Genomic DNA, 20659 nt, shown 5'->3' on the forward strand with positions numbered 1-20659 from the left:
TCAGGGTTATTTATAGTCAATACGACCTGAAAATTGGATTGGTTGCCTGTATAAATCAGTAATGTTTATTATTTCACCAATTTAATATTTTGCGAAAGTTTTGGCGGTCATCAAGCTTTAGTTGCCCGGCAAGTATCAAGCTTAACAAATAAAAAATGATCGAAGTGACCAAGGCTGGCAAAGGATTTGGAAATAATTGTTTTGCTAACAGTCCGCTGGCTAAAGCACAAACAATGCATTTTACCACAGTGAAAAGCGAACTGTAAAGTTCATCGATGTTGTTTTTTAACGCATATAAAACAGCCTGAGCCAGGCACGAGGCTAAAAACGCTATAGCGGCACCTTCGTTTTTTAAAATGGGTATAAGTACCAGGTCACCTATTACATTGATACCAAATGCAATCATTGATATTCGGAGGATCATTTTTAATCTATTCTGTACAAAATAAATTGTCCAGAAAAAATTGGTAAGGTATATAAGCGGCAGGCATAACGACAATAAAAAAATAGTGTTGGTATTCACCAGCCCATATTTACCGCCTGTAAACAGGTCAACAACGGGATTCCAGCACATATTTAATAACAGACCGGTAAAAGCGGCAATGACCATCTCAATCCTTATAACCAGTGCGAGGTTAGCCGGCATGTAATTTGCATTTTTAAACAGTTTGGTAAACCTGGGTATCAGCATTGGCGCAATAGCCAGCAAAGGGAGCAATGAAATCTCGAATACCTTATAAGCAAAGCTGTATTCGGCAAGTTTTACTGCCGAAACTATAAATCCTATAAAGAGCCAATCGAAACGGGCCAGCGCTGATGTAATGAGTACAACTCCCATTTGAGGTAACGATTGCCGCAGCAACAATGCGTATTCATTTTTATTCCACCTTGGGCTTATCGGCACGCCTACATATTTATTAAACAGATAAACCGAAAATGCAAGCTCTAAAGTATCGCCGGCAATAAACACCGATATGATGTTGTTGATGTTTATCAAATGCATCGCCGACAGTGTTATCAAAGCGCTACCGCGCACAAAATTAGATACTACAAGCATATAAGCCAGTAGTTTAAATTTTTCCATACCGGCGGTTACCTGCTTTAATGGCGTTGAAAAGAATATCATCAGTTTACCAGCGCCAATACATAATATAAGCTGGTATAGCAAAATCTGTTCTGTAAAGAAAAACTTTGCCAGCAATAAAATACCGTAAAATAAAAAACCTGTAAAAATTACATGAAATGCGTATATAGATATTACAGAACGGACATTATCGCCATTAGCTACTTTTTTAATTACTGTTTGCTCTATGCCAAAAGAAAGAATATTAAATGCTGTAAATATTATCGTTAAAGCAAGGTTTAAAATGCCAAAAGAATCTTTATCTAAATTTACGGAGAGTACATAAAACATGAGTACCCCAAACAACTGGTTAATTACCAGTTGCAGTGTATTAGCTGAAAGGTTTTGAACCAGCTTTTTTTTCATGAAAGGCTTTCACTTTATTCGGTATGAATGTCGGCTTTAAATTCGTATGCCATAACCGGTATTTTATTGGGATAGGATTGTTTGTCCTGAAGATGCTGAGCTTTGTTGAGGTAATAATATTTTAGCCATGTATTTTTTAACGCCATCCTGGCAATGTTCCAGCCTTCTTTACCATCTAAAAAACCTAATAAAAATATGTAGGTTTTAAAAAAATGAAACATGGGCGAAATGTACAATTTTACAAAGCCAGCTTTTTTACCGCTTTGCAAATATTTTAAAGCGCTAAGCTGTGCATAATGAATAATTTTAGCTTCGTGTTCCTGCGCGTTTTTAACTGAATAGTGATGCAAATGGCCATTTAATTTTTTTACACGAACATTTTGCGGAAGCTGTAAGGTTTCATGTACCGGAGGTTCTGACCATTTAACACGGGTACGGTTAAACAAGCGAATGTGGTGGTCGCGTCCCCAATTGCCAAAATTTATTGGTTTATCACCATAATAAGCTTTAAAAGGTATATCATACACCGTATTATTGTCATCAAGCTTTAATTCTTTTATTGACGTTAACAGCGCGACGTCTGGTATTTCGTCAGCGTCTATACTTAATATCCAGTTGTGACGTGCAAGCCCAATACCTTTATTTTTGTTGGCGCCATATCCATCCCATGTTTTTTGATATACACGGCATCCGCTTTCAGCAGCAATGTTCAATGTTTGGTCGGTACTGTCATTATCAATAATAATGATGTCATCAGTTAGCTGTTTTAGCATAACAATACTACGACTGATCATTTCGGCCTCATTTTTAGTGATAATAACAACAGAAACAGGTATCATATGCAGTTCGGTATTAATATTTATCAATTTTGGCGAGTCTATAAATTCATCATAGTCCCGCATTAAAATGATCGTCTATTAATTATATCGTTGATTTATTGCAAAGGGTTGCCCACACACTTGAAGTATTGTCTTTTTATTTTAATATTCTCGGCGAGGGGAGTGATTAAAAAAAACGAATTAATATTTTTAATTACCTTGTATAGTGGTTATGAAAACAAAAATAAGAGCGATTGTTACCGGCGCTACGGGAATGGTAGGCGAGGGGGTAATGCATGAATGTTTAGAGCATCCGGATGTAGAAACTGTTTTGGTGATCAATAGAAAAGCCTCGGGTGTTTCTCATCCAAAGCTCAAAGAAATAGTCCATACCAACTTTTTTGATTTTTCGTCTATCGAAGGTGAACTATCGGGCTATAATGCCTGTTATTTTTGTTTAGGCGTGTCATCGGTAGGAATGAAGGCGGATGAATATTATAGGTTAACCTATACATTAACAATGCACGTAGCTCAAACCTTGTGTAAATTAAATCCCGAAATGACATTCTGTTACGTTTCTGGAGCGGGGACTGACAGTAACGAAAAAGGGAAAGGCTGGGCCAGTGTAAAAGGCAAAACGGAAAATGATCTGATGAAGCTACCCTTCGCGCAGGTATTTGCATTTAGGCCGGGTTTTATCAAACCAATAAAAGGTCTGGCAAACACCCACAATTTTTATAAATATATAAGCTGGCTGTTTCCAATTGGCCGGGCGCTGTATCCTAACGGGTTTTGCACGTTGCATGAATTAGCATTGGCCATGGTCAGCGTAACTATACATGGTTATAGCAAAAAAGTAATTGAAGGCAAAGACATCATTTCACTTGCTAAACCCGGTTAATAAGAGCCCTTTATAATATTTTGTTATCTGGGTTTCAAAGCTGAGTTGATATTCCAGCTAATACCAACCGCAACCCCCGTAGATTTAAGATCTACACGACCGTTACCAATCCCTGTAAGCGGGAGTTTAACATAGGGCTGTATTATAGTGCTAAATTTTGAGTTGATCTTACGCTCATAGGTAGCATTAAGATTAAGCACCCCAAACCAGTGTTTGTTTTGATTTTCGATCTGTATATCATATGCCGATTTGCCGCTACCAGCAGCATAATCAAAATGATAATTTTCTTTTAGCATAATATATGATGACAAGCCTGTTCCCAGCGCAAAAGCGTTTTTACCTTTTGAATAAAACTGGTAGTTAATATTTAAAGGTATATCCAAAACCTTACAGTTTGCAGCAATGTAGTTTGGCAGATCAGAAGCGGCCTTGCCCTGCCAAAAAGCTGTTTTATACTGACTTCCATTTGCCTCATAAGGCTTAATAGCATAAGCCGCGCCTGTTGATACACTGAACTTTTTGGATAAACGCACTGCTACCTGTAAGCCAAAGTTAGTACCTACCTGGTTTTTGTTAAATGAATTAACAGCATTAATATCAGGCGCTGCCAATATGCTTAATGTAAAGCGTGGCCCATTGTTTAATATGGGTTTAATGGATGTTTTATTTTGCTTTTTTACTTGTTGTTCCGGCACTGCAACATTGTTTGATGTAGTGTCTGGCGGTGTAGTTACCACAAGGTTATTTTGCGCCTTGTTTTCAGTTGATGCTATTTTTGAAGGATCAACAACGACATTACTATTATTGCTGACTGAATTATTGTTGTTGGAAATGCTATCGTTTGTTTTAACGATAGCGGGAGTTGGTGTCACAGTGTTTTGCTTTGAGTTATCTGGAAAATAATGGCCGCTCCTGTCAGCAGGTAAAGGTAAACCCGGTCCATTCTTCTGGTGGTGAACACTGCTGCTGCTCAAACTTTCATTACCAGCCTGTTGATTTTGAACAGAGTCCTTAAACGGCCGACTGGCCTGGTCGTTACTTCCGTTATTTTTTGTTTTGTTTTTTGTGTGCAAATTATTTTTGGTCGCGTCGGTTTTATCGGTATCTCTGTTAAAAAGAAACAGTCCGATAGCGAGCAGCAAGATAGCCGCTATTCCCGATATATAGTAAATGATCCTGGCAACACCCGCCTTTTTACTGGGCTTATCATCCAGTAATCGTTCCATAGAAGTCCAATCCTCCTCACGAAAAGCAATATGATCTTCAGAGCCGGATAACCCGTCTTTGAATAGCTGATCTAATTTATTTTCGTTTTTCCCTTTCATCTTATTATTAATTCAATCAAATATGACATTCCAATACTGATGGCGCTTATAGCAACAATTTTATGTCTGATATCTTCAGAATTGTTATCCGGAAGCCGTCCGGAATTAAGCACCATAACTTTTAGCTTTTCTCTCGCTTTAAACAGGTTTGATTTTGATGTTCCCGTACTGATATTCAACTGTGACGCAATTTCTTCATGCGAGAACCCCTCAATGGCGAATAAGTTAAAAACGGTGCGGTAAGCGTTGGGCAGCTGCTGTATCATACTTATCAGATCGTCATATTTCAATTTCTGATCCGGTAAATCATTATGACCAATTTCTTCAGCTGCATCCAGGTCATCGGTAAGCGAAAGCTTCAGATTACTGCGGTAATAATCAACCGAGGTGTTCATCATTATACGGCCCACCCAGGCAATAAATGGTCGGCTGGTATCATATTTATTCAAATTAGTGAACACTTTTAAAAACCCCTGATTCATAATTTCAGCAGCTTCATAACGATTACCCGCATAACGCAAACAAATGCTCATAGCAAAACCATAAAATGCCTTATAAAGCAATTTTTGATCCTTTCTGCTATGCTGCAAACAGCCTGCTATTAATTGTTGTAGTTCCGCTTCTCCCATATACGGGGTTCTAATGGGTTAAATTTATAGCTTTTTTTACAGTTATCACGTTGTTCTTTATTCAAAGGTTGCCTGGGTTGCTAATTTTTTTGACAAATAGTGAATAATTAGAATTTATAAAAGCGTTCAGAAAGATAATTGTAATTAACTTGCATTAAATCAGTATGTTATCCAAGCTAAATATTAACCAAAAAATAAATAAGCTACAAAAATGGCGGCTATCACACCCGCTAGGTCGGCTATCAATCCGGCGGGTATAGCATAACGTGACTTTTTTATGCCCACAGTGCCAAAATACAATGCGACAATATAAAATGTAGTATCGGCCGAGCCGTTGAATATACAGGCTAACCGGCCGGCGAACTTATCAACACCAAAGGTTTGCATAGTACTGATCATCATTGCTTTTGATCCTGAACCGCTTAGCGGTTTGAGGTAAGCAACCGGCATGGCATCAACAAACCGGGTGTCTAAGTTCAGTTTTACACATGCCCAGCGCAAACCCTCGTTCATATAATCAAGTGCCCCGCAGCTGCGAAATACACTTATGCCAACCAGCATGGCAACCAGGTAGGGTATGATCTTTACTGATGTTTCAAACCCGCTTTTAGCGCCTTCAACAAAAACATCAAACACATTTATTTTTTTTAACAACCCGCCTACAATAAAAATTACCGGTATGGTAAAAAGCATTAAATTACTCACAACTTTTGATACGGTGCTGATTTCCTGTTTGGTTAAATGTGTTGTGAAATACCAGACCACCAATGTAATAAACGCGGTTAAACCACCCAGCCAGGTTATAATTACCCGGTCAAACAAATTTATTTTTTGTTTAATGGCAACGGCAATTAAGCCAACTACGGTAGCTACATAGGTTGCTATGATACAAGGTATAAAAACATCTGCTGGATCGGCGGCGCCCATAATGGCCCGTTGAGCTATAATGGTTACTGGCAACAATTGCAAACCCGAGGTATGCAGCACCAGGAACATGATTTGTGCATTTGAAGCCGACTCTTTATCAGGGTTTAGTTCCTGCAGGCTACCCATTGCTTTTAAACCCAAGGGGGTAGCCGCATTGTCCAGACCTAATAAATTGGCCGAGAAATTCATGAGCATTTGCCCAACAGCAGGATGTTTTTTGGGGACGTCAGGAAAAAGCCTGCTAAAAAATGGCCCCACAATACGCGATAAAAAATTTATAGCGCCTGCCCTTTCACCTATATTAAGTATACCCAGCCAAAAAGCCATTGCGCCTACCAGCGGTAGGGCTATATCCATTACCGATGATTTTGAAGAACTAAAAAGACCATCAACCAGCAATTTAAAGGCTTCTGTATCTCCAAAAAATATAAGTTTTATTAATGATACAATAAAGGCTATAACAAAAAATGCTATCCAGATATAATTAAGGGCCATTAGCTGTGTTTAAGGCTTTGAAGTTAATGGTTTTGTAATTTAATACGAAATAACAATATTTAAATACTATTTGAATCCGGTAAAATGAACGACACCATACAGTTGCTAACCAATACAGTTAAAAAATTTCAGGATATAAACTCGGCAGATATCGACTGGATTACGAGGCCATCGCCTGGGAAATGGTCAAAAAAAGAAATTATCGGACATTTGATTGACAGCGTGCAGGTTAACCTGCAACGTTTTATACGATGCACGTATGAAGAAAACTTTAAGTTAACATACGAACAGGACGAATGGGTTGCGGCACAGCATTATCAGGATGCTGATATTAATGATCTGCTTAACCTGTGGACCTTGTTTAACAAACAGATAATCCGTATATTAGAAAATTATCCCACCAACCGCCTTAATGTCCGCTGCGATAACAGCAAGCTTGAACCTAATCTGAAAACAGTCGAATGGCTGGCAGCTGATTATGTTGAACATTTAAAACACCATTTAAAACAAATACAATGACCGGCTATTCGGGTACGCCGCTGGCTAAAAAACTGGGAATTAAATCCGCGTTTAGGATTAAACTGATCAACGCGCCTAAGCATTACTTACAGTTGTTTACAGACTTGCCGGCTGAACTGTATTTTGAAGACGATGAAAAACCTGGAAAAGACCTGATACATTTTTTTACTATTCAACGGGATGAGTTATCGGTTATATTGCCTGCGCTTAAAACACAGATTAAACCAAACGGATTAATATGGATTTCCTGGCCAAAAAAGGCATCTAAAATGCCCACTAATATAACTGAAGATATTATAAGAGAACTGGCAATTAAAAATGGATTGGTTGATATTAAAGTTTGCGCAGTTGACGAAACATGGTCGGGCTTGAAATTGGTTATACCTGTAAAGGATCGGAAACCATCACTTTGAGATCATTTTTGTTAAAAATAATACAAACCAGGTCTGTATGTTTTACCAAGAGCATACAAATACATAACTTAGCGTTCATAATTGTTCAATATGCCTAATAGAATAGAATTAAAACGCGTACACGGTGATTTTGGGTTTGAAGCGGTTGACGCTAATGGCCACACAGTAAAAATGGATAGCAGCCCCGAAAGCGGTGGCGAAGATTTTGGCGTACGCCCAATGCAAATACTTTTGATGGGCCTTGCCGGATGCTCTGCCATTGATGTGATCAGCATCCTGAAAAAGCAGCGTCAGGATGTAAAAGATTATAAGATGGTTGTGAACGGCGAACGGGAACCCAATACAGAACCATCTTTATGGCAGAATATTGAAATTGAGTTTCACTTATATGGAGATATTGATGAAGATAAGGCTGCCCGTGCGGTTGAGCTTTCATTAAATAAATATTGTTCTGTTGCTGCTACCCTGGGTAAAGCAGGAGCCGACATTAAATCAAAGGTTTTTGTTCATCCTGCTGAATAACAGCAACGAGATCAATTCATTTTTTTATGACAAGCAGGGATGTACCCATAAAAACGATACACCTTTTTCCGGTTCTCGATCAACTGCTTATTGAACTGCTTGAATCCCTATCAGCTGAAGACTGGAACAAACCCACTTTAGCAAAGCTGTGGACAGTTAAAGATGTTGCGGCTCATTTGCTGGATGGGAACATGCGTACCATATCATCAAAACAACAATTTGTTGGTGAAAGCCCGTCTGATATCAATAACTACCGCGACCTGGTAAATTATCTTAATGAATTAAATGCAAGCTGGGTAAAAGCCATGAAAAGGATAAGCCCGGCTTTGCTCATCCAATTATTAGCGATAACCGGCAATCAATATTGTGAGCATATGGCCACTTTAGATCCATTTGCTATGGCCAGATTTCCGGTAGCCTGGGCAGGAGAGGAGCAGTCTTTCAATTGGTTTCATATTGCCCGGGAGTATACTGAGAAATGGCATCATCAGCAGCAAATACGCGAAGCTGTAAATAAACCGGGAATAATGCGCCAGGATCTTTTTTATCCTTGCATAGCCACTTTTATGTATGCATTGCCACATACGTATCGCAATGTGGAAGCTGACGAAGATACCTTGATCGAGGTAAGCGTTTCAGGTATAACCAATGGTATGTGGTACCTTCAAAAAAACGTTGATAGCTGGACTTTAACAACCAATAAAGTTAAACCTGCAGATACTACAATAGTTATAAGCCCCGATATCACCTGGAAACTTTTTACAAAAGCAATTACTCCTGATTATGCTTTACAAAACGCTGCAATAACAGGTAATATTAAACTGGGAGCTAAAATGTTTGACACGGTGGCTGTTATGGCTTGATATAAATATTATTATCTATATTGTATTTAATATTAATAAATATAATATTAAATACTAAGATATAAAAATCAAACCAATAAGACAAAAGGACTAAAAACCTCAAAATTTCATCTAAATTTCATTTTTTAAATTATCAGGATTGCAATAAGATATACTTATAGTTAATTATGGTATTGGATGATATATTGAAAAATAATCTTTTTAATACAAACTGTACTATTTTTTATTCAATTACTATTTGGCGCAAAAATCTTATAAGTGGCGCGTTTAGCTGGCTAAAAAACCGGTTGTTATATCTAAAAGCCGTTTCACATAAATAGTGCTCTATCAGTGAATTATAGTTTAATTTTAACATTTGTAAATGTAATATTGATAGTATTTTAACACACCTGCCTTTGGCTGGTTAAGTTTTGATGGCATTAATGTTGCCTGTTAGGGTTTACGGTTTACTGAACAATAAACCTATAATTAAACACAACGATATGAAATCAAATTTAAAGAAAGCTACACTACTGCTAACAGGAATCATGGTAGGTGGCAAATTATTTGCACAAACACCTGATACCACAGCGACAGGCAATGACTATGTAAAACCTTTTTCGGGTGGAGATAATTTTCGTACCTGGTCAATAGGTGTGCATGGGGGCATGTTAACTCCTTACACTATTTTTGGTACTAATGGAAGACAGGATTTTAAAAACCCTACAGAACAGTTTGGTTATGGCGCTTACATTAAAAAACAAATATTACCATCATTAGGTTTACAGGCCGATTTCCTTAAGGGTAAGGTAAGGGGAAACAACAGCCAGCCAGACGCTAACGGAAACCCGGTTTATAGTCAGTATACTACAAACATCAATTGGTCGGCAGCGTTAAGTGCCAACATTACACTGGCTAATATTAATTGGCGTCATGACAAGCCATTTATTCAGCCTTATTTAACGGTGGGTGCGGGTAGCATGAATTATACTCCAAAAATTACCACGCCAGGGGGCCAGGAAACAAATTTCAAAACCGATGGCAAAGCTTCAATAAATGAAATTTTTATTCCACTGGGTCTTGGTTTGAAATTTGACATTGCGCCCGGTGTAAACCTTGACCTTGGTTATGCCGTGAACTTTGTACAATCTGATAACTTTGACGGCTTTAACCATGGATCTACCAATGACAGGTTTTCTTACGCTCACGTAGGCCTGGAGTTTGCTTTGGGTGGCCGCAAAAAGCCTCAAATGGCAACGCATAACCCGGTATCGTCTATGCGTAAGGAATACTTATGGGAAAATCAACAAACCAAAACTGCATTACAACGACAAATTGATGCGGAAAAAGCAAAAAATGACCAGTTAAGAAATGATTTGAATACTACTAATGCCAACCTTGCCAAATTAACCACAGATAGCGATGGAGACGGGGTTGTTGATGTAAACGACAAATGCCCAAACACACCGGCAGGAACAAAAGTAGACGGCTCTGGTTGTCCGCTTGCTAAACCGGTTGTTTATGTAACCGAAGAAGACAAAAAAGTTGTTAAAGACGCAATTAAGAACCTGGAGTTTGATCTGGGCAAAGCAACTATTCGTCCGCATTCTTACCCAAGTTTGGATAGGGTAGCCAACTTGTTAATTGATAAGAACTTCAGTCTGAAACTTGCCGGCCATACTGATAACACCGGTTCAAAGGATTTGAACATGAGGTTATCAAAAGACCGTGCAGAATCAATAAAATCTTACCTGGTAAGCAAAGGTGCTAATGCATCACGTATAGAAGCTACCGGTTATGGCCAAAATCAGCCAATTGCAACCAACAAAACTGCAGCTGGCCGTCAGGCAAACCGTAGGGTAGAGTTTACCTTGTATTAATAGTAGGTTCCCATTAGAAATGGTTAAAACAGAAGAGCCGCTCAGTTGAGCGGCTCTTCTGTTTTATGGGTAATAAGGAATTTATTCTCCTTCAAAAAATTCCGTCAAAGCACCAAAATAGCTATTGTTCCATCCGTCAACCATATCATTAAAATCGGCATCGGGTATATTGGTATGGCGTAGTTCAACTGATGAACCCTTTTTGTCTGGATGAATCTTGATGGTTACGATAGAATTATCAGATTCGCCTTCAAAATACCATTGCTGAACAATTTTTTTGCCCGGTTCAAATTCCACGTTTTTTCCGGTTATACTGCCTTCCCACATCGAAAATTCAGAACCCGGCTCGGTAGACATCTCAGCAACCTCACCTGTCCACAGCTCTATGGTAACAGGATTGGTAAGGGCCATATAAATTTCATCGGGCGTAGCCGGTATGTTATAATATTTTTTAAAATCTTTCACCTGCGCAATTTAGCAGAAATATTTTAAACCTTAACCGGGCCAACGGGTAATACAACCCTGCCATAAACTTCATTCAGCACATTGGCTATACCTGTATATATTGCTGATGCACCGCATATTATGCCTTCATAACCGGCCACATGTTTTATGCTGCTGTTTCCGGTGGCATCGCCGGCTACCAGTAAAAAGAACAATATAGTTAACGATGCAAAAACAAACTGAAGCGCACGGTTAAGTTTTAAGGTGCCAAAAAACAATAACAGCGTAAACACCCCCCATATGCTTAAATAAGCGCACATAGCGCCTTCTGATGGGGCAGCGCCCCAACCCAGCTTTGGCATCACTAATAACCCTACCAATGACAGCCAAAAAAATCCATAAGAGGTAAAAGCCGTTAAACCAAATGTGTTGTTCTTTTTAGCCTCAATAACGCCGGCAATTACCTGGGCCAGTCCTCCGTAAAATATCCCCATGCCTAAAATCATGGTGTTCATTTCAAAAAAGCCCGCGTTGTGTATATTTAATAATACGGTGGTCATGCCAAAGGCGCAAAGACCAAGAGGAGCGGGGTTGGCAATGCCGTCACTTACAGTTACCGGTGTTGTAGGGATCATAGGTTTTTTAAATTGGTTTACCGCAATCTAATTGATTTATGAATATTAAACAATTTTTTTTTACCGGAACAGTTACTTTTACACCTATGCAAAAAATTGTATTGATACGCCACGGTGAGAGCACCTGGAACCTCGAAAACCGCTTTACCGGATGGGAAGACGTTGATTTGTCTGAGCAAGGTTATTTGCAGGCTAAAAATGCTGGCCGCATATTAAAAAAAAATGGATATAATTTTGATGCCGGTTTTACTTCCTATTTAAAACGATCTATCAAAACCATGCATTTTGTGTTGGAAGAACTTGACCACCTGTGGATTCCCGTAGAGAAATCCTGGCGCTTAAACGAGCGTTTTTACGGCGCACTACAGGGCATGAACAAGGACGATGCTATAGCAAAATATGGCGTAGATCAGGTACAAAAATGGCGCCGCGACCCCAATGAACACCCGCCGGCTATAACTAAGGACGACCCGCGTTATCCGGGTCACGATCTGCGTTATAAAGATCTTACCGATCGTGAACTTCCCTTAACCGAAAACCTGAGCGAAACCATGGACAGGGTACTTCCTTTTTGGAACGAAACCATTGTGAACGCCATGCGCCGTAACCAAAAAGTGGTGGTAGTGGCCCACGGCAACAGCCTGCGTTCATTGATAAAATATATTGACTGTCTTACCGATGAGGAGGTTACCCAACTGGAAATACCCACGGCCACGCCCTGGGTTTATGAGCTTGACCACGGCTTAAACCGAATAAGGCACTACTACCTGGATTAATATATTTTGAGTTTGAATTTTACTGTTAGATATTTAGCATGGACATGTGCTACATTTGTTATATTCGTCGCTCTGTAAACCTTATCCATAGTAAAAATGAAAAAATCTGACGTTTATGAAATTACCATAAAGATTTTGGGTATTTACCTGTTAGTGGCCGATATTTCAAAACTGCCGGGATTGTTAACATTTGTAAGAGGGCATGGCCCGGAAATGAACGCGGAGCAGGGAACTGAACAGATTAATTTATTATGGATAAATGGATTGAGCTTTGTCTTGCTGCTGATTTTTGCCATATTTTTAATAGCAAGAACCAAATTTATTACCCGCCTGGTAACCACCACGGCCGACCGGCAGGAAAATGTAAAGCTGTTTGCTGACAGAAAGGTGATATATGAAATAGCGATTGTGATTATTGGCGGCCTGCTTATAGTTAATACCTTGCCCGATTTAATTTACCGCATTTATAATTTGTCAACAGCGAGCGATCAGCAAAGTGTTGTATCATCCTGCTCAAGGTTATTTATCGGAATCATTACTGTGGGGTTTGGCAAACAAATAGCAGCTTTTTTTGCAAAATGATATCAAATAAAAAAGCCCCAGACCGGGGCTTTTTTATTATTGCACAAGGTTTTCTATATCAACACCCCGGCTGTTTGTTTTGATGCTGATGCCAGACTAACACCTGTAAGCTGGTCGGCGAAAGCAATGAACGCTTTGCTCTCAGTTATAAGGTCCTGATTATCTATCAGGTTTTGCAAATTGATTTTGCCTATAACAAATTTATAACTGCCCGAATAATAGCGCTCCTGTATATGTTCAAAGTTCAGCGCTTCTACCAGGCTCTCGTCGTTATATCGCAGGTATATGTTCAGTTCGATATTATTGGTAAAGTTAAGATCGGTTTTTTCCTTAGCTTTTTTGTATTCATACTGATAGTTGTAGCGTAAAGCGGCAATATCTGACAACACTGCAGATCCGGTAGGGTGGCCGCCGGCTCCTTTGCCAAAAAAGAATTGCTGATCGGCAAAAGCGGCTTGTACCGTCACGCCATTATATTCATACTCCACGTTATATAAAAACTCGGTTTCGTTTACAAACTTAGGTAGTACAAATAAAGCCACATTACGTTCATCAAGCTCTTTGGCTACGGGTACCAACTTAATTTTAAGGTTCTTTTCGCGGGCATATTGCATGTCTTGCGCGCCCAGGTTTTGTATCCCCAGGTTAAATACCTCTTCGGGCTGTACAATTACGCCATAAGCATGCGCAGCAGCTATCACCAGCTTATATTTAGCATCAAAGCCTCCTACATCGCTTGTTGGGTCAGTTTCGGCAAAGCCAAGATCCTGGGCCTGTCTCAACGCGCTGTCATAATCCAGACCTTCAATAAACCCTTTAGAAAGTATATAATTTGACGATCCGTTAAAAATACCGCTTATAGAATGCAATAACTCATTATCATAATATTCTTCCAGGTTGCGGATAATAGGGATACTGCCGCAAACCGCGCCTTCATATAACAGTGAAGTGCCGTGTTTATGCTGCAGTTCAATCAATTCTTCCAAATGCAGCGCGATCATTTTCTTGCTGGCCGAAACCACATTTTTACCGCTGCTTAATGCGCGTGAAACAATCTCAAAAGCAGCATCGGTATCGTTGATCAACTCAACAATGGTATTTATTTCGGGATTATTCAGTAGTTCATCCTTATCTGTTGTAAATAAATGCGCGGGCAGTGAGCGCTCCTTATGCGGATCCTTGATGGCAAATTTTACTATTTCAATGTTTAAATGTTTTGTTCTAACGATATCATATAGTCCTTGTCCAACTACTCCAAATCCAAATAATCCGATATTTAACTTTTTACTCATTACGCTGTACGTTGCAATTCTATAATTTTTCCTTTCACATCAGTTTTAAAAAACGATGTAATAATGTTTGTCAATGCTTCTGTTTCAATTAAAAAACCATCATGCCCATAAAATGAATCTAATTCGGCAAAGGCCGACTTTGGGATATGATGAAATAAATATTGTTGTTCTTCTATTGGAAACAACACATCTGATTTAATGCCGATCACCAGCGTACGGGCTTTGATCAGGCTTAGCGCTTTTTCAACGCCATTACGGTTACGGCCAACATTGTGCGAATCCATGGTTTTTGTTAAGTACCAGTAGCTGTAGGCATTAAACCTGTTCACCAATTTTTGTCCCTGGTAATTTTGATAAGTAGCCGCGCGGTAATCGTCGGTCTTGGCATCAGTTTCTTCCTGCTGGGTTACCGAGTATGTTTTATAACCACGGTAGGAGAGCAGGGCAATGCTTCGGGCTGCTTTAAGGCCTTTTTGCCCGCCATCCGGGGTGTTGGAGTAAAAAGTACGATCGGTACCGATAGCCAGGCGCTGTGATTCATTAAATGCAATCCCCCAGGGCGAATGCCGCGCGTTGGTAGCTATCAGGATCAAATTTTTAATACGCTCAGGCTCCATAATGGCCCATTCAACGGCCTGTTGCCCGCCAAGCGAACCGCCTATTAAAATATGGATATGATCTATTTTTAAATGATCGGCCAGTAACTGATGCGCCTTAATAATATCCCTGATGGTAAATTGCGGAAATGCATGGTAATATGGCTGACCAGTTACCGGGTTAATACTTAATGGATTGCTTGTACCATAAGGCGACCCCAATATATTCGCACACACTATAAAATGTTCTTCGGGGTTAAAAATGCTCCCTGTGCCAACAAAACCTTTCCACCAGTCAAACACATCGGCATTAGCGGTAAGGGCGTGGCATATCCATACTACATTATCTTTTTCCTTGTTTAACCTGCCATAAGTGTGAAAGCCAATTTCCAGATCCTGTATTTGCTGACCCGACTCGAACTCAAATGTTTGTGTGTATTTAAATATTTCTGCGTTCATTCTTTTGTTTTGTTATTCCGGGTGCGGCTGCTATAACCGCATCCCGTTACAACTTTACTATATCACTTAAAAAAACTATACTATTTGTGCAGCAAGCTGCTTTATTTTGGCAAATGCCTGTTCAAAATCTGCTTTAATGTCATCAATGTGCTCAATACCAACTGATATACGCAACGATGCAGGCGTAACCCCGGCCGCTAATTGTTCCTCATCTGAAAGCTGCTGATGTGTAGTGGCCGACGGCTGGATGATGAGCGTTTTGGCATCGCCCAAATTAGCCAGGTGACTTACAAGCTGCAAGCTGTCAATAAAGTTACTTGCCTGCTGCTTGTCACCTTTTATCTCAAATGACAGTACAGCGCCAAAACCATTTTTTAAATACTTTTTGGCCAATTCATGATAAGGCGATGATGGTAAGCCCGGATAATTAACCGAAGCTACCTGCGGATGCTTTTCGAGCCATTTGGCCAGTTCAAGCGCATTATCAACGTGGCGTTGTACCCGCAATGAAAGTGTTTCAATACCTTGTATATTAAGCCAGGCATTAAATGGCGCCTGCGAAGGGCCAAAATCACGCAAGCCTTCTACACGGGCACGTATAATGAACTGAATATTACCAAAAGGGCCATCAACGCCAAATACATCAGAAAATACCAAACCGTGGTAACCTTCCGATGGTTCGGTAAACTGCGGGAATTTTCCGTTACCCCAGTTATAATTTCCGCCATCAACTATAACGCCACCAATGCTGGTGCCATGCCCGCCTACCCATTTTGTTGTTGACTGCACCACAATGTGCGCGCCATGCTCCAGCGGGCGAAACAAATATCCTGCCGCGCCAAATGTATTGTCGACTATTAATGGAAGGTCATATTTTTTTGCTAAAGCGCCAACTTTGTCAAAATCGGCAATGGTAAACCCCGGGTTGCCAACGGTTTCCAGATAAATAGCCTTGGTTTTATCGTCAATTAACGCTTCTAAACTTTCGGCGGTGTCATCTTTAGCAAAGCGGGCGTCAATACCCAGGCGCTTAAAAGCAACTTTAAACTGGTTATAAGTGCCTCCATATAAAAAGGGAGAGGTAACAAAATTGTCGCCTACCTGCAGTATATTATTTAAAGCAAGAAATTGTGATGCCTGGCCCGACGCGGTAGCCAATGCTGCGATACCACCCTCCAAAGCCGCTATGCGTTTTTCAAACACATCCGTAGTGGGGTTCATGATGCGGGTATATATATTCCCAAACTCTTTCAGCGCGAAGAGGTTGGCGCCGTGTTCCGCATTTTTAAACACATACGACGTAGTTTGATAAAGCGGAACTGCGCGTGCGCCTGTAGTTGGGTCAACTTCCTGGCCGGCGTGTAATTGTAAGGTCTCGAATTTTAAGTTGTTAGCAGACATGGTTGTAAGGGTTTGAATTGTTTAATTGATTTTTTGATGGTCTGATGAATTTTGGCGAGCTGATAATGATTGTTATCAGTTTATTAAAACACGTATTTTCCCAGGGATTGAAAAATGAACGTGTCGGTCAGTCAGTATCAACAGCAGCAACGCATACAAATACAGCTAATAGTTAAGCTTGTATACTGTATAGTATTGTTTGCAGATTTTGTAGTGTTGCTTGTAGTAAATTTAATTAAACTTTTCATGGTTATAAATTTATATTCCCCGGGGTTATTTTCCGGGACAGGAATTGGCACCTTCTCCAATTCGGAGGGTTGCCAGCGGGTCATTGAGCCTGATCTCTCGCCGCTTCTTTATAAATCAAAACCCGAACTAACGCGGAGAATTGATCATGGTATTGCTACCAAATATTGTTTCAAAGATAAGGTGATATTAGTTAAAATACCAAATTAAATTTTTTTTTGAATAAAAGACAAAAGGGCAAAGGATAAAAGACAAGGGAATATCAAACGATGAACGTCGAACTTTCGATGTCAGAGACGCATAAAAAAGTCGCATTCCCTTATTCGAAATCCATCATTTGGTGTTCGATATTAAAGCTTCCTATCTCAACGCCTGATCAAGATCAGCTATCAGATCATCAATATGCTCTAACCCAACAGACACCCTTAGTAAGTTACGCGGCGTTTTGGTATCAGGCCCTTCAACAGTTGCCCTATGTTCTATAAGGCTTTCAACGCCGCCCAAGCTGGTGGCCCTGGTAATTAAATGCAGTTTATTGATAATATTGTGTGTGTCATTTTCATCGCCCTTAACAATAAATGACAGCATACCACCAAAAGACAACATTTGCTCTTTAGCTATGGCATGTTGCGGATGCGACGGCAAGCCGGGATACATTACCTTTTCCACATTAGGGTGCTGTTCTAAAAATTCGGCCAAAAGCTGCGCGTTTTGTACGTGGCCCTTAACCCGGTACGGCAAGGTTTTAATACTGCGAACCAGATAATAACAATCAAGCGGGGAGGGTATGGCGCCGCCCATTTCCTGTACTGTACGTATTTTTTGCCACCATTCGCTTTTTTCGGCGGTAATTAGCGCGCCGCCCATTAAATCGCTGTGGCCACCAAAATATTTGGTTGCCGAGTGCATAACCAGATCGGCACCCAGGGCCAATGGTTGCTGGCAAATTGGTGTGGCAAAGGTATTGTCGCAAGCCACCTTAATGCCCTTAGCTTTGGCAATAGCCACTACCTTTTTTATATCGGTTACTTTAAGCAGGGGATTGGAAGGGGTTTCAATCCATATTAAGCCGGTTTCGGGCTTAATATATTGCTGCAGTAGTTCAGTATCATTAACATCAATAAAATCAAAAGTTAAAATACCAACGAAGAGGGTTTTAAGCTGGTTACGCAAACCATGGTACATATCATCAGGTGCAATAACATGCGTACCCGGTGTTAAGGATTGGAATACTGACATTCCCGCGGCATTTCCCGACGAAAAAGAGGCCGCATCGGCACCGCCTTCTAATTGAGCAAGCACATTTTCAAGCGATTCGCGGTTGGGATTTGACGAACGGCTGTAGATATGACCGCCCGGAAAATCGCCCGCCATGCCACGTTCAAATGTGGTTGACAGGATAATAGGCTGTATTACAGCTTTTGACGATTCATCTTTTTTATTTCCGGCGTGGATAGCTATAGTTTCAGTTTTCATTTGGTATGGATATCTGGCCAAATTAAATAGATAATTTTTATAAGGTGTAGCGGAGTGGATAATTTTTACGTAATTTTTTAAAAACCTGTATCATGAAATCCTTATACCTGTTTATTGTCATTATTGCCATTTTAGCAACAAGCTGCAAAAAAGATGATATTGCTAATGAAAGTGAATTTAACAAGAGTTACAAAACCTGGTTAAGTTATAAAAGCAGTGTTAATAATTCTTACACTTATACGGTAAGCAGCGGTTCATGGACCGGTTACGGATCCGAAACGAGAATTGAGGTGAGTAATGGTGAAATCATTTCGAGGGATTTTATTGCAACTATGCCACACAGGGACAATTCACATAAAATCGATACGGTTGAACGCTGGCATGAGGACAAAGCCCATATCAATACCCATGGTATAAACGCAGCAGGGTTATTTACTTTAGATGATATTTATCAAAAAGCACGCACCGTTTGGCTTAAAGCCGATGCAAAAAAGAACGATATTTTCTTTGAAGCCAAAAACAACGGGATGATATCAACCTGTGGCTTTGTTCCGGAGGGGTGCCAGGATGATTGCTTTCACGGCGTTACTATAACCTCTATTACGGCTCCATAAAGGCAGTAATATGCAATGAACCTGTACCTGCTTCCAAGCACATGGAGAAGGTAATATTTTGCCTCTACACATATATTACACTTTCATTACCGTAACATTTCCTATTTTTGCACAAAGTTTTTTTCATGGAAGCTGAAGGTAATTTACAGTTATTATTGCAAAATCAGGATCTATCTGCTGATTTAAAGCACATTGCCGAAAAAGTACTGAACAACCAGCGCATCTCATTTGACGAGGGTGTTATATTGTACGAGCAGGGAGACCTGGGCTATCTGGGAGTTTTGGCAAACTATATCCGCGAAAAACGGCATGGTCATAAAACATATTTTAATCGTAATTTTCATATTGAACCCACAAATCTTTGTGTTTACGATTGTAAATTTTGTTCATATTCCAGGCTGATCAAGCAAAAATCAGAGGGTTGGGAGTACACCATGGACGAGATGTTCAATATGGTGACCAAATATGATGGCGAACCGGTAACGGAAGTACACATTGTAGGAGGCGTTTTACCGCAATACGATGTGCCTTTTTACCAGGAACTTTTCAGTCGCATCCGCGCGCATCGCCCTGAATTACATATTAAGGCGTTAACACCGGTTGAATATCATTATATCTTTAAAAAAGCAAAGATTGACTATGCAACGGGTATGCGCCTGATGCAGGAAGCCGGCTTACAATCAATTCCTGGTGGTGGCGCCGAAATATTCCATCCGGAGGTGCGTGAACAAATATCAAAGGATAAATGCACTGCCGACCAATGGCTGGCTATACATGAAGAATGGCATAAACTGGGCGGGCGATCAAATGCTACCATGCTTTATGGACATATTGAAAAATACTGGCACCGGGTTGATCACATGGAACGTTTACGCCAGCTGCAGGACAAAACCGGTGGTTTCCAAACGTTTATCCCGTTAAAATTCCGCAACCAGGACAACCAGATGTCGCATGTTCCTGAGTCGACCGTTGTGGAAGACCTGCGTAACTATGCGGTTGCCCGTATTTATCTTGATAATTTTGACCATATTAAGGCTTACTGGGCCATGATAAGCCGAACGACGGCACAATTATCCCTGAATTTTGGTGTAGATGATATTGACGGTACCCTTGATGATACCACAAAGATATACTCCATGGCCGGTGCGGAAGAGCAACACCCGGGCATGAGCACCAAACAGCTGGTTGAGCTTATTAAAAATGTGGGCCGCCAGCCTATTGAGCGTGATACTTTATATAATGTAGTAACTGATTTTACCGACTTTAAATTTCCTGAAACTGAGCCTAAGCCTCAATATTACAGGTTGCCGGTGATAAATTAACAGAACACTCAAAACCAAAAAACATTACCGGGGCGAACAGCTTTTTAGCTTTTTGC

General features: G+C 40.2%; 21 protein-coding genes and 1 riboswitch. Of the genes, 10 read left to right on the plus strand and 11 right to left on the minus strand.

Features of this window, described 5'->3' with window-relative positions; all coding sequences use genetic code 11:
* Positions 1–73: 73 nt before the first annotated feature.
* Together J2W55_RS15740 and J2W55_RS15745 are read right to left on the minus strand one after the other, a co-directional pair.
* Entirely contained in the window at positions 74–1489 is a 1416-nt protein-coding gene (locus J2W55_RS15740) for an oligosaccharide flippase family protein (RefSeq protein ID WP_310097481.1), read from the minus strand.
* A 14-nt stretch (positions 1490–1503) separates the two neighbouring features.
* Positions 1504–2391, minus strand: a complete 888-nt coding sequence (locus J2W55_RS15745; protein WP_310097484.1) for a glycosyltransferase family 2 protein — start codon at positions 2389–2391, stop codon at positions 1504–1506.
* Between the two features lie 148 nt (positions 2392–2539).
* Between J2W55_RS15745 and J2W55_RS15750 the strand changes: the two genes are divergently transcribed.
* Positions 2540–3208: an NAD-dependent epimerase/dehydratase family protein gene (locus J2W55_RS15750; protein ID WP_310097487.1), complete on the plus strand. Its 669-nt coding sequence runs from the start codon at positions 2540–2542 to the stop codon at positions 3206–3208.
* Between the two features lie 23 nt (positions 3209–3231).
* Here J2W55_RS15750 and J2W55_RS15755 read toward each other — a convergent pair whose 3' ends face one another.
* The 3 genes from J2W55_RS15755 to J2W55_RS15765 form a co-directional block, all read right to left on the minus strand.
* Complete coding sequence (locus J2W55_RS15755) at positions 3232–4533, minus strand: hypothetical protein (RefSeq protein WP_310097490.1); 1302 nt, start codon at positions 4531–4533, stop codon at positions 3232–3234.
* Positions 4530–5162, minus strand: coding sequence for an RNA polymerase sigma factor (locus J2W55_RS15760; protein ID WP_310097493.1), 633 nt, complete (start codon positions 5160–5162; stop codon positions 4530–4532). The genes J2W55_RS15755 and J2W55_RS15760 overlap by 4 nt, the downstream gene beginning before the upstream one ends.
* A gap of 183 nt (positions 5163–5345) precedes the next feature.
* Positions 5346–6584 (minus strand): spore maturation protein, encoded by a 1239-nt coding sequence (locus J2W55_RS15765; RefSeq protein ID WP_310097495.1) that lies wholly within the window; start codon positions 6582–6584, stop codon positions 5346–5348.
* Between the two features lie 84 nt (positions 6585–6668).
* Here J2W55_RS15765 and J2W55_RS15770 point away from each other — a divergent pair, with 84 nt between their 5' ends.
* The 5 genes from J2W55_RS15770 to J2W55_RS15790 all read left to right on the plus strand — a co-directional run bounded on the left by J2W55_RS15770 (position 6669) and on the right by J2W55_RS15790 (position 10760).
* Positions 6669–7103, plus strand: coding sequence for a DinB family protein (locus J2W55_RS15770; protein WP_310097499.1), 435 nt, complete (start codon positions 6669–6671; stop codon positions 7101–7103).
* Positions 7100–7516: a DUF3052 family protein gene (locus J2W55_RS15775; protein ID WP_310097501.1), complete on the plus strand. Its 417-nt coding sequence runs from the start codon at positions 7100–7102 to the stop codon at positions 7514–7516. Before J2W55_RS15770 ends, J2W55_RS15775 begins: the two co-directional genes overlap by 4 nt.
* A 90-nt stretch (positions 7517–7606) precedes the next feature.
* On the plus strand, positions 7607–8038 hold the full coding sequence (locus J2W55_RS15780) for an OsmC family protein (protein WP_310097504.1): 432 nt from the start codon (positions 7607–7609) through the stop codon (positions 8036–8038).
* 26 nt (positions 8039–8064) lie between these two features.
* Positions 8065–8901: a maleylpyruvate isomerase N-terminal domain-containing protein gene (locus tag J2W55_RS15785; protein ID WP_310097507.1), complete on the plus strand. Its 837-nt coding sequence runs from the start codon at positions 8065–8067 to the stop codon at positions 8899–8901.
* 482 nt (positions 8902–9383) lie between these two features.
* The gene (locus J2W55_RS15790) at positions 9384–10760 is read left to right on the plus strand and encodes an OmpA family protein (RefSeq protein WP_310097511.1); all 1377 of its coding nucleotides are present in this window, start codon (positions 9384–9386) and stop codon (positions 10758–10760) included.
* A gap of 81 nt (positions 10761–10841) precedes the next feature.
* On the opposite strand, the gene J2W55_RS15795 is transcribed toward J2W55_RS15790, so the two are convergent.
* Positions 10842–11225 carry an SRPBCC domain-containing protein gene (locus tag J2W55_RS15795; RefSeq protein WP_310097514.1) on the minus strand — a complete coding sequence of 128 codons (384 nt, stop codon included), beginning with the start codon at positions 11223–11225 and terminating at the stop codon, positions 10842–10844.
* 23 nt (positions 11226–11248) lie between these two features.
* Entirely contained in the window at positions 11249–11839 is a 591-nt protein-coding gene (locus tag J2W55_RS15800) for an acetate uptake transporter (protein WP_310097516.1), read from the minus strand.
* A gap of 38 nt (positions 11840–11877) precedes the next feature.
* Here J2W55_RS15800 and gpmA point away from each other — a divergent pair, with 38 nt between their 5' ends.
* Both gpmA and J2W55_RS15810 read left to right on the plus strand, forming a co-directional pair.
* Positions 11878–12615, plus strand: a complete 738-nt coding sequence (gene gpmA, locus J2W55_RS15805) for a 2,3-diphosphoglycerate-dependent phosphoglycerate mutase (protein WP_310097518.1) — start codon at positions 11878–11880, stop codon at positions 12613–12615.
* Positions 12616–12711: 96 nt separating this feature from the next.
* On the plus strand, positions 12712–13197 hold the full coding sequence (locus tag J2W55_RS15810; RefSeq protein WP_310097521.1) for a hypothetical protein: 486 nt from the start codon (positions 12712–12714) through the stop codon (positions 13195–13197).
* Between the two features lie 53 nt (positions 13198–13250).
* On the opposite strand, the gene J2W55_RS15815 is transcribed toward J2W55_RS15810, so the two are convergent.
* The 4 genes from J2W55_RS15815 to J2W55_RS15830 all read right to left on the minus strand — a co-directional run bounded on the left by J2W55_RS15815 (position 13251) and on the right by J2W55_RS15830 (position 18667).
* The gene (locus J2W55_RS15815) at positions 13251–14489 is read right to left on the minus strand and encodes a homoserine dehydrogenase (protein ID WP_310097524.1); all 1239 of its coding nucleotides are present in this window, start codon (positions 14487–14489) and stop codon (positions 13251–13253) included.
* The gene (locus J2W55_RS15820; RefSeq protein WP_310097527.1) at positions 14489–15544 is read right to left on the minus strand and encodes a homoserine O-acetyltransferase family protein; all 1056 of its coding nucleotides are present in this window, start codon (positions 15542–15544) and stop codon (positions 14489–14491) included. Before J2W55_RS15820 ends, J2W55_RS15815 begins: the two co-directional genes overlap by 1 nt.
* A 75-nt stretch (positions 15545–15619) precedes the next feature.
* Complete coding sequence (locus J2W55_RS15825; RefSeq protein WP_310097529.1) at positions 15620–16945, minus strand: O-acetylhomoserine aminocarboxypropyltransferase/cysteine synthase family protein; 1326 nt, start codon at positions 16943–16945, stop codon at positions 15620–15622.
* 255 nt (positions 16946–17200) lie between these two features.
* A riboswitch (SAM riboswitch) is annotated at positions 17201–17310 on the minus strand.
* 241 nt (positions 17311–17551) lie between these two features.
* The gene (locus J2W55_RS15830; protein WP_310097532.1) at positions 17552–18667 is read right to left on the minus strand and encodes a trans-sulfuration enzyme family protein; all 1116 of its coding nucleotides are present in this window, start codon (positions 18665–18667) and stop codon (positions 17552–17554) included.
* 92 nt (positions 18668–18759) lie between these two features.
* Between J2W55_RS15830 and J2W55_RS15835 the strand changes: the two genes are divergently transcribed.
* Together J2W55_RS15835 and mqnE are read left to right on the plus strand one after the other, a co-directional pair.
* Positions 18760–19281 (plus strand): hypothetical protein, encoded by a 522-nt coding sequence (locus J2W55_RS15835; RefSeq protein ID WP_310097534.1) that lies wholly within the window; start codon positions 18760–18762, stop codon positions 19279–19281.
* A gap of 125 nt (positions 19282–19406) precedes the next feature.
* Positions 19407–20603: an aminofutalosine synthase MqnE gene (gene mqnE / locus J2W55_RS15840; RefSeq protein ID WP_310097537.1), complete on the plus strand. Its 1197-nt coding sequence runs from the start codon at positions 19407–19409 to the stop codon at positions 20601–20603.
* Positions 20604–20659 lie beyond the last annotated feature (56 nt).

Origin of the sequence: Mucilaginibacter pocheonensis, assembly GCF_031456535.1 — a bacterium.
Taxonomy (GTDB): Bacteria; Bacteroidota; Bacteroidia; order Sphingobacteriales; family Sphingobacteriaceae; genus Mucilaginibacter; species Mucilaginibacter pocheonensis.

Excerpts from the sequence above, each read along its gene's own strand:
- J2W55_RS15740 (WP_310097481.1), bottom strand. The coding sequence starts at position 1,489 with ATGAAAAAAAAGCTGGTTCAAAACCTTTCAGCTAATACACTGCAACTG.
- J2W55_RS15745 (WP_310097484.1), bottom strand. The coding sequence starts at position 2,391 with ATGCGGGACTATGATGAATTTATAGACTCGCCAAAATTGATAAATATT.
- J2W55_RS15750 (WP_310097487.1), top strand. The coding sequence starts at position 2,540 with ATGAAAACAAAAATAAGAGCGATTGTTACCGGCGCTACGGGAATGGTA.
- J2W55_RS15755 (WP_310097490.1), bottom strand. The coding sequence starts at position 4,533 with ATGAAAGGGAAAAACGAAAATAAATTAGATCAGCTATTCAAAGACGGG.
- J2W55_RS15760 (WP_310097493.1), bottom strand. The coding sequence starts at position 5,162 with ATGGGAGAAGCGGAACTACAACAATTAATAGCAGGCTGTTTGCAGCAT.
- J2W55_RS15765 (WP_310097495.1), bottom strand. The coding sequence starts at position 6,584 with ATGGCCCTTAATTATATCTGGATAGCATTTTTTGTTATAGCCTTTATT.
- J2W55_RS15770 (WP_310097499.1), top strand. The coding sequence starts at position 6,669 with ATGAACGACACCATACAGTTGCTAACCAATACAGTTAAAAAATTTCAG.
- J2W55_RS15775 (WP_310097501.1), top strand. The coding sequence starts at position 7,100 with ATGACCGGCTATTCGGGTACGCCGCTGGCTAAAAAACTGGGAATTAAA.
- J2W55_RS15780 (WP_310097504.1), top strand. The coding sequence starts at position 7,607 with ATGCCTAATAGAATAGAATTAAAACGCGTACACGGTGATTTTGGGTTT.
- J2W55_RS15785 (WP_310097507.1), top strand. The coding sequence starts at position 8,065 with ATGACAAGCAGGGATGTACCCATAAAAACGATACACCTTTTTCCGGTT.
- J2W55_RS15790 (WP_310097511.1), top strand. The coding sequence starts at position 9,384 with ATGAAATCAAATTTAAAGAAAGCTACACTACTGCTAACAGGAATCATG.
- J2W55_RS15800 (WP_310097516.1), bottom strand. The coding sequence starts at position 11,839 with ATGATCCCTACAACACCGGTAACTGTAAGTGACGGCATTGCCAACCCC.
- gpmA (WP_310097518.1), top strand. The coding sequence starts at position 11,878 with ATGAATATTAAACAATTTTTTTTTACCGGAACAGTTACTTTTACACCT.
- J2W55_RS15810 (WP_310097521.1), top strand. The coding sequence starts at position 12,712 with ATGAAAAAATCTGACGTTTATGAAATTACCATAAAGATTTTGGGTATT.
- J2W55_RS15815 (WP_310097524.1), bottom strand. The coding sequence starts at position 14,489 with ATGAGTAAAAAGTTAAATATCGGATTATTTGGATTTGGAGTAGTTGGA.
- J2W55_RS15820 (WP_310097527.1), bottom strand. The coding sequence starts at position 15,544 with ATGAACGCAGAAATATTTAAATACACACAAACATTTGAGTTCGAGTCG.
- J2W55_RS15825 (WP_310097529.1), bottom strand. The coding sequence starts at position 16,945 with ATGTCTGCTAACAACTTAAAATTCGAGACCTTACAATTACACGCCGGC.
- J2W55_RS15830 (WP_310097532.1), bottom strand. The coding sequence starts at position 18,667 with ATGAAAACTGAAACTATAGCTATCCACGCCGGAAATAAAAAAGATGAA.
- J2W55_RS15835 (WP_310097534.1), top strand. The coding sequence starts at position 18,760 with ATGAAATCCTTATACCTGTTTATTGTCATTATTGCCATTTTAGCAACA.
- mqnE (WP_310097537.1), top strand. The coding sequence starts at position 19,407 with ATGGAAGCTGAAGGTAATTTACAGTTATTATTGCAAAATCAGGATCTA.